Origin of the sequence: Shewanella sp. KX20019 (assembly GCF_016757755.1) — a bacterium.
In the GTDB taxonomy this organism is placed as follows: Bacteria; Pseudomonadota; Gammaproteobacteria; order Enterobacterales; family Shewanellaceae; genus Shewanella.
The window spans coordinates 739,185-752,949 of record NZ_CP068437.1; the positions used below are offsets into that span (position 1 = coordinate 739,185).

8 protein-coding genes are annotated in these 13,765 nt (G+C 44.6%); 6 read left to right on the forward strand and 2 right to left on the reverse strand.

Annotated features, from left to right (window positions below; translation table 11 throughout):
- Window positions 1–314: 314 nt before the first annotated feature.
- From JK628_RS03270 to JK628_RS03280, 3 genes are all read left to right on the forward strand, one after another.
- Window positions 315–5,609: a PAS domain S-box protein gene (locus JK628_RS03270; RefSeq protein ID WP_202287851.1), complete on the forward strand. Its 5,295-nt coding sequence runs from the start codon at window positions 315–317 to the stop codon at window positions 5,607–5,609.
- A gap of 132 nt (window positions 5,610–5,741) precedes the next feature.
- Window positions 5,742–6,686: a carbon-nitrogen hydrolase family protein gene (locus JK628_RS03275; protein WP_202287852.1), complete on the forward strand. Its 945-nt coding sequence runs from the start codon at window positions 5,742–5,744 to the stop codon at window positions 6,684–6,686.
- Window positions 6,687–6,776: 90 nt separating this feature from the next.
- The gene (locus tag JK628_RS03280) at window positions 6,777–7,793 is read left to right on the forward strand and encodes an HD domain-containing phosphohydrolase (RefSeq protein ID WP_202287853.1); all 1,017 of its coding nucleotides are present in this window, start codon (window positions 6,777–6,779) and stop codon (window positions 7,791–7,793) included.
- Window positions 7,794–7,862: 69 nt separating this feature from the next.
- On the opposite strand, the gene ygfZ is transcribed toward JK628_RS03280, so the two are convergent.
- Both ygfZ and serA read right to left on the reverse strand, forming a co-directional pair.
- A complete protein-coding gene (gene ygfZ / locus JK628_RS03285) occupies window positions 7,863–8,834 on the reverse strand; it encodes a tRNA-modifying protein YgfZ (protein ID WP_202287854.1) in 972 nt (323 codons plus the stop codon).
- Window positions 8,835–9,046: 212 nt separating this feature from the next.
- A complete protein-coding gene (gene serA, locus JK628_RS03290) occupies window positions 9,047–10,276 on the reverse strand; it encodes a phosphoglycerate dehydrogenase (protein ID WP_202287855.1) in 1,230 nt (409 codons plus the stop codon).
- 201 nt (window positions 10,277–10,477) lie between these two features.
- Here serA and JK628_RS03295 point away from each other — a divergent pair, with 201 nt between their 5' ends.
- The 3 genes from JK628_RS03295 (at window position 10,478) to JK628_RS03305 (ending at window position 13,751) form a co-directional block, all read left to right on the forward strand.
- A complete protein-coding gene (locus tag JK628_RS03295; RefSeq protein ID WP_202287856.1) occupies window positions 10,478–11,083 on the forward strand; it encodes a DUF2238 domain-containing protein in 606 nt (201 codons plus the stop codon).
- 221 nt (window positions 11,084–11,304) lie between these two features.
- Window positions 11,305–11,970 carry a helix-turn-helix transcriptional regulator gene (locus tag JK628_RS03300; protein ID WP_202289695.1) on the forward strand — a complete coding sequence of 222 codons (666 nt, stop codon included), beginning with the start codon at window positions 11,305–11,307 and terminating at the stop codon, window positions 11,968–11,970.
- Window positions 11,971–12,698: 728 nt separating this feature from the next.
- Window positions 12,699–13,751 carry a porin gene (locus JK628_RS03305; protein WP_202287857.1) on the forward strand — a complete coding sequence of 351 codons (1,053 nt, stop codon included), beginning with the start codon at window positions 12,699–12,701 and terminating at the stop codon, window positions 13,749–13,751.
- The last annotated feature ends 14 nt before the right edge of the window (window positions 13,752–13,765 follow it).

Here is a 13,765-nt window from a genome sequence, read left to right on the forward strand (position 1 = left end):
ATGCGCAGTGGCATCCATGGCCCAGCCTATTTTGTTTAGCTGTTACCAATCTAGCACGCAATCACCTAGGAATACCCGTCGAAGTTGCATTTATAGCCCTGATATACCAATTACTTTACTGGGGTGAATCAAAAGTTTATGTAGGTCTTTTTAGGTATTGGCTCCTAGTCTTGTCTACACTATGGATAGTGGTTTAAATATTGCGCTTACTGTCTATTAGCAGATTAAATTTCAACGCATGAGTACCAAGATAACAGTAGTTAAAGCTAGCCTATTTAGAGTCACAATCATCACAACCGATAGCACTGTGGATTATGGATATGAGCAGACGTCGCACCTTTCGAAGCCGAATTTTATCGCAAATAGCATTCCCCTTAATTGCAATAATGGCCGTAGTATTCAGTATTAACGCTTGGTTTAACTATCAAGCTGAAGAGAAGTACATCTATGACGATCTAGAGCAGCAGGCTGAGAATATTGCTGGTCGGATCCAGTTCTTTCTACTTGCTGCTCAAAACGATACTCGTTCGGTTGCAGATCTACTGAGTGAAGCTGATGCACAGTCGCTGCTCAATAACGAAGATAAACTCAAAACAATATTAACTCGCAGATTGGATCGACACCCAGATTTCTATGGCAGCGCTATTGCATTCCAAAGGGCATCAACTGGCGATAGAGAGCTGTTTGCTCCCTACGCTTATCGAGACAACGGCAAGGTTAAGATCATTGATATTGGTGTCGATGGCTATGATTACACCGATGGCTCATGGGAGTGGTGGAGTAAGGCGATAGACAACATCAATGGCTACTGGTCTAGCCCTTACTTTGATGAAGGTGCTGGCAACGCATTGATGATTAGCTACTCGCAACCGTTTGGTCTGCAACAGCCATATGATGGGGTCGTTACGGTCGATTTGGCATTAAGTTCCATTCCTAATATGGTGAATGTAACAGCAAAACGAATCGTTGTTATTAATGATAAAGGTCAACTTATCTACCACAAAAATCAATCGCTGTTGCTTGAGAACGGTACTGAAAAGTGGTTAGCGAAGTCTGCCGATAACCAAGCCTTTATAGAATTAATCGACAGTGGTCGTCCCGGTTATAGCCACATTCAAGATAGCCAAGGTGACACCTTTCTTGCCAGTGTCGGCGTGGTACCAACGCTTAATTGGCGGGTGATAATTATGACGCAGCAACAGCAGCTTCATAACAAGTTTTTACTTGGATTTTCCTCCCTAGCGTTAAATTTATTGTTAATTTCAATGGTGCTACTGCTCACCGGTTATCTCACAGCCAGAAGGTTAACCCGTCCAATCGAGGAGCTAGAGGCTGGTATAGCCGCTTTTGGCGCAGGAGAAACCAAGCGGCTCAATAAACCGAAAGGGGCCGTGAGCGAGCTAATCACATTAACCGATAAATTCAATGATATGGCGAGAGTATTAGAGGAGCGTGAGCAAGCGTTACTCGATTCTCGGGGTAACCGATTTGCCAAATTAATTGATGGTATGAGTGACAAATCCTTTTATTGCTCGATTGAGCCTAATGGTCAGATAGCGCAGGTCAGCGAGGGGGTTGAAAAGGTACTAGGGGTCAATCCTGAACTGTTGAAACGTAAGTACCAGCGGATGTTTTCTGATGATCCCATCAATGAAAAAAATTGGCATTATATGGATGAAGCATTACAAGGGCATAACGTTCCTCCCCACCAGATCGAAATGCTTGATGCCAAGGGCAATCTGCGCCGTTTAGATGTGTTTATGCAGCCGCTACTGTCAGATAACCAAGAGATAATCTCAGTTGAAATGTTATTCAATGATGTGACGCAGCAGTTTTCTGCAGCGGCTTGGTCAAACGCGGTGCTTGAATCCGCACCAGAGGCAATGCTTATTGTTAATGAAGCTGGCCGACTGGTATTTACCAACAGTCGATGTCAGTTATTGTTCGGTTATGATGAAGCGCAGATGCTAACGATGTCGGTTGATGCTCTCGTCCCTGACGCTACTCGACCACATCATGCTGGCTTGCGGCATAAGTTTGTTGCCGAGGGCCGAGATCGTAAAATGGGCCTAGGAATGACATCTGATCTAATGGCATTGAAAGCCGATGGTTGTGAATTCCCGGTTGAAATCAGTTTGGGTATGCTGCCCCTTGGCGCTGATGGTGTGCAGCAAGTAGTGGCTACAGTCAGAGATATGACCGAAGAGCTAGCGATTGCTAGGCGGATTAAAGACAGTGAAAACCGCTTTCGTGGTTTAGTCACTAACATTCCCGGGGCTGTTTACCGCACCCGAATTGATGATAACTGGGTGATGGAGTATGTCAGTGACAATATTGGCGATATCAGTGGTTATCCAGCCTCAGACTTTATTGAGAACAGTAAGCGTAGCTTTGCTAGCTTGATTGTTGAAGAGGATCTCGCTACAGCTAACCGTGCAATCGAAGCAGCCTTAGCTGAGCAACAAAGCTTTGAAGTGCAATATCGTATTCAGCACCGCGATTCAACCATTCACTGGGTACATGAAAAAGGTAAAGCGATTTACGATGCAGATGGTGTCGCGCTGTGGTTTGATGGCAGTATTAACGACATCACCACCAGTAAAGCCGCACAAGAGAAAATTGCTCAATCCCAACAGCAGTTAGAAACCATAACCGAATCGATCCCAAGTACCGTTTATCAGCTGCATTGGCGATCGAATCGCGATCGCGAGTTCACCTTCTTATCAAGCGCCTGTATTACCACTTTAGGCTTCCATCGAGATCAAGTGGTAGATAATTTCGATCTGGTTGCCGATTGCATTATCACTGATGAGCGTTCGCATATTATCGAAGCGTTATCTGGTGCTAGCCAATCGGCACTTAACTGGACAGAAGAGTTCCGTTATCGCCACCCAATGGGTGATATTCGTTGGTTGCAAGCCGGCGCACATGGTAATCAGTTAGCCGATGGCAGCATTATCTGGAACGGTTATTTGATGGATATTACCGAGCGCAAGCAGATAGACCGAGAGCTAGCAAAACGTGAAGCCCACTTTAGGGCGCTGTTTGATCACGCTGGGATCGGAATTGTTAATGTGGATGATCGCGGCGCGATCTTAGATTGTAATGAGCAGTTCGGCCACTATATGCAGTTGTCGTCAGATGAGCTAAACGGCAGCTCTTTCTTTGATTATCAGCACACAGATGACCGTGATGCAACCAAAGCAATGTTTGTTGAGTTGATGGAGAAGGGTGGCAATAGCATGACAACGGAGATCCGTCTGCTAAGCCAATCTGGCAATGTGATGTGGATGGATGTGACCTTAACAGGCTTGCAAGATAAACGCGGCAAACTCAATTCTGCGGTGTTGTCGATGTCGGATATCACCTCGTTAAAACAGCTGTCTGATGAGTTAAAGCAGGCGAAAGATTCTGCCGATGCCGCCAGTAAAGCTAAGAGTGATTTCTTAGCTAACATGTCACACGAAATCCGCACACCCATGAATGCCATCATTGGTATGTCGCAACTGTGTCTGCAAACGGATCTCGATAACAAACAGCAAAATTATGTGCAAAAAATAGATCGGGCCTCTAAGTCTTTATTGGGAATTATTAATGACATCTTAGATTTTTCAAAAATTGAAGCTGGCAAATTAGACATTGAAGCAGTGCCATTCCAGCTCGACACCATGCTGGAAGATTTAAGTGACATGTTTGCAGCTAAAGCTGCGGATAAGCAGCTAGAGTTGTTGTTTGCGGTGGCACCAAATATTCCTCAGTACTTAGAAGGTGACCCGTTACGCTTGAGTCAAGTGTTGATAAACTTGATGAATAATGCGATCAAATTTACTGAACAAGGCGAAGTCTTGCTGTCTATTAGCCAGCTAGAACAAGCTGAAGATAACATTGTGCTTAAGTTCAGTGTTCGTGATAACGGCATCGGTCTCACGGAGGAACAGCGCAGTAAATTATTCAAATCCTTTAGTCAGGCCGATACATCTACCACTCGAAAGTATGGCGGTACAGGTCTGGGGCTGGCTATCTGTAAGCAGCTGGTGGAGCTGATGGGTGGCGAAATCGGTGTCGAAAGCCAGTTCGGCAACGGCAGTACCTTTTTCTTTACCGTTAAGTTTAAAGTTGCCGACAATAAACGGTTAAAGGTGGGAGAAGAGTTAGAGGGAATGCGAATATTAGTCGCTGATGACAACGCAACAGCGCGAGATATCCTGCGCACAACCCTCGAAAGCATGGGCTTTGAAGTCGACACAGTGAAAAGTGGCGCTCAAGCAGTAGCGCGGTGTAAGACCCGCCAGTATCCACTTGCGTTGATCGACTGGCTAATGCCTGAGATGAATGGCTTAGAGGCGTCTGCAGCGATCATTGAAAACAGTGACACCCCGCCCAAGATATTGATCGTCTCTGCCCATGCAAATACTGATTTAACAGAGCATATCAATGATATGGATATCGCGGGCTATATTACTAAACCTATCAGTGCCTCGCGTTTGCTTGATGGCATCATGTCGTCGCTGAGTAAAAATGGCACTATGCCAGTGCGTCGTAAGGGCGTAGATATTAGTCAGGCGTTATTGAAGCAGCTAAAAGGTAAACGCGTTTTATTAGTTGAAGACAACGAAATGAATCAAGAGGTTGCTACTGAGTTTCTAGAGCAAGTTGGAATCGTTTTATCGATAGCCGAGAATGGCCAAGTGGCATTAGAGAAGCTGGCGACACAACCATTCGATCTGGTGCTAATGGATTGTCAAATGCCAGTTATGGACGGTTATCAAGCGACTCAAGCATTGCGTAAAATACCAGAACTTGCAGCACTGCCAGTGATAGCGATGACAGCCAATGCAATGGCAGGAGATAAAGATACATGCCTGCGTGTGGGGATGAATGACCATATCGCTAAACCGATAGAGATTTCATTGTTATATTCCACTCTACTGACGTATTTGGGTGATGGCGAGCAGCCACGGTTAGATACCACAATAGAGGGCGCTATAACCGAAGGCGATGTGCCATTTTGGCCACAACATTCAGAGTTAGACGTCGATAAAGGTTTACAGTTAGTACAGAATTCAGTTCGGCTTTATAAGCGAATTTTGGAGCGTTTTTATACAAGCCAAATGCATACGGCTGAGCAGATTGAGCTAGCAATAAGCCAAGGTAAAACAGACGACGCCATCCGCTATGCACACACCTTAAAAGGGGTGTCTGGTAACTTATGTGCCCCTAGGTTAATTGAGGTCGCTAAAGCAATCGAAACTAAGCTAATGGTTGCTGGCGACGCCGATATCGTAGCTGAATTAGCTGAATTAACCACACTTATTGCAGTTATTTGTGAAGCTATATCTGAATGGATGTCGCAGCTTCCTCACCATGGTGAGTTAACCGAACAAGATGACGCAAAGCAAACTTTATCAGACGTTGAGCTGGCAGAAGCGGCAGCGCTACTGTTAAGCATGTTGGAAGATGCCGACTCTGATGCGGTTGAAAAAATGGATGAGATTAAAGGTCGCGTGGCTGCTGACATTTGGCACCAAATGAGTCCTGCCGTGGCAATGGTTCACAGTTATCAGTTCGATGATGCCGCAGGGCTTATTAAAAAGATATTCGATTTGTAGGTAGATGATAGTGCCTGAATGGTGACTTTAAGGTTATTTTCTTTGCTTAGTTTGGTTATCTCAAGCATGTAATGACGCGCGGTCTATAATTGCTAATGACTGCTCTGTCTTTATTAAAAAAGTGAATAAGCCATGAAAAAAATCGCAATTATTCAGGAGTCACCTTATGTTCTTGATAAAGAACGTACTATAGAGAAAGCTGTAGATCTCATCAACTTAGTATCATCTAAAGGTGCTGAACTTATCGTTTTCCCAGAGGCGTTTATATCTGGATACCCCGCCTGGATTTGGAGGTTGAGGCCTGGCGGTGACTGGGGGATCAGTGAAGAACTACATATACGGCTGCTTAAAAATGCGATCGACCTGTCTTCTGATGAGCTAAAACCCATGCTAGAAGCCGCTAAAGATAACGGCGTTACTGTCGTTTGTGGTATTAACGAACGAGATAATGCCAATAGCCAATCGACAATTTATAACTCGGCTATAACGATCAATACTCAAGGTCAAATTATCAATATTCATCGTAAGCTAATGCCCACTAATCCGGAACGTATGGTATGGGGCTTTGGCGATGGTCATGGGCTAAATGTTATTGATACCCCTGTCGGGAGAATTGGTAGCTTAATTTGTTGGGAAAGCTATATGCCACTAGCGAGGTACTCTCTCTATTCGCAAGGTATCGAAATTTATATTGCGCCAACCTACGACAGTGGTGAGGAGTGGGTTGGCACGATGCAGCATATCGCTAGGGAGGGTAAGTGCTGGGTTATATCTTGTGGAGTTGCTTTAGAAAGAAAAGATCTCCCTGAGGATTTTCCAAATTTGGATGGACTTTACCCTGCTGATGAAGAGTGGATTAATCCGGGGGGATCTCTGGTTGTGTCGCCAACAGGAGAGATCGTGGCTGGACCATTATCTAAAGAGAAGGACTGTTTAGTGGTGGATATTGATGTTGAATTAGCTTCACACTCCAAACGTGCACTGGATGTAGCTGGTCACTACTCCAGGCCGGATATATTTAAACTACATGTTGATAGATCCCGACAGTTTTCGACGCAATTCAATAACAAAAATTAAGCGCTTGCTCGTGTAACTCACCAGCTGATTTAAAGCTGACTATACTTGATGAATCAGTTGTGATTTTGGCCTAAAAGGAGGCTCTGATTCATGGATAAAGCCACCATTCTCGTTGTGGATGATACCCCGGGTAACATCGATATTTTGGTTGGGATCTTGAGTAGTGATCACAAGATAAAGGTGGCCATTGATGGCCCCAAAGCGCTGGCATTAGCTCATAAAAATCCGCCAGACATCATATTACTTGATGTGATGATGCCAGGAATGAATGGCTATGAGGTGTGTGAGCGTTTAAAGAAAGATCCGCTCACCAGTCATATCCCGGTTATTTTTGTGACCGCATTGGCCGATACCGCAGATGAAGCTCAAGGGTTTGCACTTGGTGCCGTCGATTACATCACTAAGCCTGTTAGTGCGCCTGTGGTGCAAGCTCGAGTCAAAACTCACCTTGCTCTTTATGATCAAAAACGCCTGCTAGAACAGGAGGTAAAAGCGCGTACTAAGGAACTTGAAGATACCCGGTTTGAGATTATTAGACGTCTTGGTCGAGCAGCAGAGTATAAGGATAATGAAACCGGGCTGCATGTCGTGAGGATGAGTCACTATGCGCGCTTGTTAGCAATCAAAACAGGCCTACCAGACAAGTACTGCGATCTTATCTATAACGCTGCACCAATGCATGATATTGGTAAGATAGGCACTCCAGATTCGATTTTGAAAAAACCTGCTAAGTTAGATAAACCTGAATGGAAAGAGATGCAGCGACACGCTGAAATTGGTGCCGAAATCATTGGCGAGCATAAAGACCCATTACTTGAAATGGCAAAGCGTATCGCACTTAGTCACCATGAAAAGTGGGATGGTAGTGGCTATCCTCATGGCATTGCGGGAAGCGATATTCCCATTGAAGGGCGGATCGTGGCAATCGCCGATGTGTTTGATGCATTAACCTCTGTCAGACCCTATAAAAAGGCGTGGACAGTGGCTGATACCATGGATCTTATCGACAGTGAATCCGGTAAACATTTTGACCCACAATTAGTGGAAAATTTTAAAGCCATTATTAACGATGTAACTATGATCCGCGATCAGCATCATGAAACCTAATTGGCCAACGGTTTTCATCATCCATAAAAAAGGCGCTCTAAGCGCCTTTTTTATGGAGAAGGCAGAAAGTTAATCACTCTCTTCTAATGAATAAGGTAGGGCAATGATGCTGAGTTGTGATGTATCATCACCTGCGATCCTAAGCGTGGCATCGAGTGGGGTGTCATTGGCTAAAACTGCAGTCAGTAGCAGCTGCTGGTCGCGTTGAACACTTTCAATGATGGTACCAGCACGGCGAAATTCAGCCCCATCTTCTAATGCGATCTCTAACTGGCTTTCAGCGCTTAACTCGGCCGATACAGTGCCTGACACAATATAGAGTGCACGCTTGTTGCCACCGCGGTACTTCATTCTAGCGATCGTTTCTTGGCCCATGTAGCAGCCTTTGTTAAAGCTGATGCCATTGAGCGCTTGTAGGTTACACATCTGCGGCACAAATTTAGCATTATGCGCAGCGCCGATATTGGGGTAGCCCGCCAATATTTCCAGCTCTTGCCATGCAGTTGCATCAACAATTACAGCGTCGTTCAGTTTATTGAAGTCCGCTACACTTGCTTGCTCAATTATGACAATAAAGCGGCCTGCATCTTGGATTATCATGCCATTGTCGATGAGGGTTATTTCATCGTTTAAGGTGCCAAACTGCTCAGTTAACCAGCTTGCAGCTTGTTCGCCAGCAACACCTAACAGTAGCCAGTCGTCACTGACATCATTGAGATCGGCTTTGCTAAATACGGCATACTTTTGTAACTGCGGCAGATCTAATGCCAAGGTTTGCTTTGGCATCATCATAAATAGGGTGTCACCTTTGGCAAAGGTTCTAAAGGTGGCAAGCATCTTCCCTTTAGGATCGCAATGTGCGCCCCAGCGCCATTGATTATCTTCAAGTGAACTGATATCAGTAGTGACTTGACCATGAATAAAGCTGCGGCCTTGTTCGCCCGTTACCGAGATTAAACCGAAATGAGATAACTGGGACACAATAAGGGAGGGCTGTTGTCCGTTTAAAGGCCAGTTAGGCTGAGAAGTTGACAGGGTCATTAGCAAGTCCAAGAGTTAAACCAGAAGAGCGATGATTGTAACGCTAATCATAGGCTGCGAAAAGTTGCATACCGCAAGTTTATTGAAACTACACCTAAACCCTCCCAAAAGGCGCAATCCGCTATCTTGAGATCGTTTGGATATAAAGCCGCACAATATTAAATTGTACGGCCTTAGATTATCTACCAAGTTTTATAGCAACTGATTAGGGCTTAGTGAAGCAGTCGAGTTCTAATGGTGCCTTCAATCGCTTGCATTTCGCAGAGCGCTTCATCGGCTTTATCTGAGTCAACCTCCATCACAACGTAACCAATTTCAGCGGTTGTTTGTAGATACTGGGCCGCGATGTTGATGCCTTTCTCTGCAAATGCCAAGTTGATTTGGATCAGGATCCCTGGTCTGTTACGGTGAATATGTAATAGACGTGAAGTCCCTGAATGCTGCGCTAAAGATACCTCTGGGAAGTTAACGGCCGTCATGGTTGAACCATTGTCAGAGTATTTCGCCAGTTTGCCGGCTACTTCAATACCTATGTTCTCTTGCGCTTCAGCGGTGCTACCACCAACATGAGGCGTCAATATTACATTATCTAGTCCACGCAGAGGGCTGACAAACTCGTCGTTATTCGACTTAGGCTCAACAGGGAATACGTCAATTGCCGCGCCTGAAAGGTGATCCTCTTTGAGCGCAGCAGCTAATGCAGCAATATCGACTACGGTGCCACGTGAAGCGTTAATCAAAATACTGCCTTTGCGCATACAAGCAAGCTCTGCATGAGCAATCATCTCTTTGGTATGTGGCGTCTCTGGCACATGTAAACTGACTACATCAGCAAGCGATAGCAGCTGCTCCATTGAATGTACCTGCTGTGCATTCCCGAGAGGCAACTTGTCTTCAATGTCGAAAAAGATAACGCGCATGCCTAAGGTTTCAGCAAGAATACCAAGCTGGGTACCGATATGGCCGTAACCGATAACACCCAGTGTTTTTCCGCGTGCCTCATAACTTCCTGCTGCACTTTTCAGCCAGCCGCCTCGATGAGCCATCGCGTTGCGCTGAGGTATTCCACGCAGCAACATGATGATCTCACCCAATACTAATTCAGCTACACTTCGAGTATTGGAGAAAGGCGCATTGAAGACGGGCACGCCAAGTTTTTCAGCCGCAGCTAAACTCACTTGGTTGGTGCCAATACAGAAACAACCAATACCGACCAGTTTTTCAGCTTGATTTAATACAGCTTCAGTCAGTTGGGTACGGGAGCGAATACCGACAAAATGCGCATCTTGAATCGAACTGACTAGAGCCTCTTCACTCAATGCTGCTTTGTGATACTCAATGTTGGTATAACCCGCTCGTTCGAATACATCTACTGCAGATTGGTGGACGCCTTCCAACAGCAGGATTTTGATCTTATCCTTGTCCAGCGAATGTTTCGCCATGATTTATGTACCCTTTTGGTTTATTAGTATTTTGTATACCTTACATCACAGTAGAGACGACTAAACTCAACTGTTCGGCTAGTTTCGGTATAGACTGTCAATCAAGAAACAAAGTAGCACTTTTTTTACTCGGTGTAGAGGGCTAGATGGCTAAAGTGTTTATTCTAAATTTAGAACAATATCTTATATGGGAGAGATATTTTGAATAAAAGCGTTTCATGGCTAGTGATCTATTTTGTGGTGCTGCTTTGGTCTGCCATAGAGCCAAAAGATCAGTTCACTTGGTTTTTAGAGGTTTTACCGGCATTAATAGCATTGCCACTGCTGGCTTTTACGCGTAAAGGTTTTCCATTAACGAGCTTGGCTTATGTGCTGATCCTTATTCATTGTGTGATCTTAATGGTCGGCGGGCACTACACCTATGCCGAAGTGCCTCTGTTTGACTGGATAGCTGAATGGACAGGTAGCAGCCGCAATAACTACGATAAAGTAGGCCATCTTGCGCAAGGGTTTATTCCGGTTATTCTGGCCAGAGAGATATTTATCCGCTTAAGTGTCATCAAAGTTGGCGCTTGGTGTCACTTTCTGGCTGTTTGTTTTGCGTTGGCGTTTTCAGCATTTTATGAGCTTATTGAGTGGTGGGTGGCCGAGCTTACAGGCGAGGATGCCGAAGCATTTCTCGGTACTCAAGGTTATGTTTGGGATACACAGTCTGACATGGCGATGGCGCTAGTAGGGGCGATTGCGGCGATAGTATTATTGAGCCGGTACCATGATAAGTTGATCGCGATTAAGCTCAAATCGTAGGTTTATCTGAAAATAATAGTTTAATACTCTATTTTTTGCGTCAATATTAGTCATTGTACTGTTTTTTAATGCGTAATTTTCATCACGCATGCTTTATTACTAAGCCAACTCTAGGTAGACTGGCTTAGTCTGCTTTTATATTGCATTGTTTTTAAATGTAATGACGAAATAATATTGAATGGACTAAGTGAAACTTTTCAGGGAGAGAAGTGATGGATAATATGGATAGTATTGATGAAGTGGTATTTCTTCATCAGGTGACAGCACCTTGCCATCTGGCCATGCTTGCAGAATCAATTGGCTTGAAGACGCGAGTGATTTCAGACATCGAGCAGCTGGAGTCCAGCGCTCATAGCCGCAGTTTCTATCTTATTTCGCAACAAGGTGCAGCAGTGGACTGTAACGGCATTCCTTTAGTTGCATCTCAACTTGTTAAACATGTCCCCGTCGCACTTTATGACGTGGTAGTAGATTCTTTAGATGAAGAGTCTGCGCTGTTATTGGGGATCAGAGGTCTTTTATTTGCAGAGCAGCGAATGGACTTGCAGGTTACAGGCTTGCGAAAAGTCCTAGCCGATGAACTTTGGTATAATAGAACATTGATAAGCCGCGTGTTTCGTCAGTTAGTGAGTCAAATCGACACGCCTCTGCAGTTATCCGTCGAAGGTTCGGAATCATTTAAGCTATTAACTCGTCGAGAAAAAACCATCATTCAGTTGGTTTCTAGTGGAGCCCGCAATAAAGAGATTGCTCAAGATTTGTGCATAAGTGAACACACCGTTAAGGCACATATCTCATCCGTTTTTAGAAAAACCCAATCACGCAACCGTGTCGAACTGTTGCGCTGGGCTCAAACTTACCAAAGTCATTTTGAGCTCTGTTCTTAGGAAGAGAGCTTTTGGAAAGGTGCCCGAAATATAGTCCCGCTTGAAAGACTAAATCATTAACATTCGTGTCGCCGGGATTGAAAAACAGTGCTGGGCACAAACCTATCAGAGCCACTTCGAACTCTGTTCTTAGCTCTAGCATGCTGCCCTTTGAAAGACGCAATCATCAAGATTTGCGTCGACTTTTTGTCATTCGCGGCTATTTTTTTATCTTTATAAAAAGCCTTTCTCAAGCTTTTTAGTGGGTTTTGCTGACTGTTTTTAGTTTGTAGTAGCCGATTTACAATTTAAATTTAGTTTTTTATAAAAAAAGCCCCCTTAATTCTCACATCATTTTATGCAAAAAACACCCATCTCTGTTCTTGCTTAAGTGCATGATTTTTACTGCCTAAAACCATTATGTTTACACCCTGTTCTCTCGGGTGGTCAGTGGATCTTTATTTTTCTTTGTTTAACAAATACTTATACATTCTAAATGTGATTAAACCTTCTTTTTTTTGTTACGAAACTCTGCAACAATCGCTGCGCACGTTAATAGAAATTAGCGGCATCATTATAAAAATGGGGTTGAATGTATGAAATTTGTAATAAAACTATCGGCGGTTTCGCCATCGAATTCTCCACCTACCTGAATAGCTATCAGCTTAAGATATTACTAATAAACATTTTTAATTTTGAGTTTGGCCTTCATTTATAGGCTGACAAATTACTAATCGGAAGTAACAGCAATGTTAAACAAATCAACAATTGCAATCGCTATCGTCACTATGCTTAGTGCCGGTTCAGTGAGCGCTGTAATGCTAGATGGTGATAGTCAAGGTGACCACGTTCGCTTATATGGCGAAGTGGGCGTAGGTGGACATTTTGATACTCATGCAGAATACAACCACGATGAGTTCTACGATACCAAGGGCTATGTAGATGATAGCTTCGCAACTATGGGCGTAGAGGGTCGACGTGAACAATTCACTTATCGTCTTGAACTGGACTACCAACGCCGTAACTGGCTTGGCGGAGACGGTGAGTTTGAGCTGGCTATCGACAAGTTGTACGTCGGCTATATCTTAACCGAACAGCAGTGGTTCGAGTTTGGTCTAACCGACACAGCATTCGACGATTACGACCATTTTGGCGACTTCACCTTCAACAAGTCCGTTGAAACGGGTGAGGCGGGTGACCAAGAGAATACAGTTAAGTACCAAGCCAAGTTTGAACATCTTATTTTAGGCACTTCCTACTCATATAACGGTGAACACAAGAGTGGTGCCCAACAAGGTGACATCATTAACGGATATGTAGGCTGGATGTCAGATCTGCTATCTGTCGTGGTTGGCTTAGAAACTCGCGGCGGTTCCAACGGCGTCAGTAAATATGGTGAGCAGCAACAGATTGGTTTGGGTGCACGCCTGAAACTGATGCAAGATTTTTCTATTGGCTTTAATGGCTTTATAGAAGATGAAGACTTGTCTACACGTAAGAGCGGTGACGTATACCTAGATTATCAGACCTTCCGCAACCAAGGTGTAACGGTAAGTGCCAAGTACGACTTGAATGAGCACTGGGAAATAATCGGCTCCGCAAACCACGAAGAATACGAAGGCTGGGATCTGATCGGTCCTAACTACGACTACTCCGAGCTGCCACCTGAATATGGGAAAGAGCGCCGTTGGGGGAGTTTAGGTTTCAACTATCGTCCTGCCCGCGACATCGTGCTTTCTTTGGAAGGCCGAGTCGGCGAAGCCCCTGAAGCAGCCTACGCCTACGCGCGTATGTACTTCTAGTCCGTATCGAATCC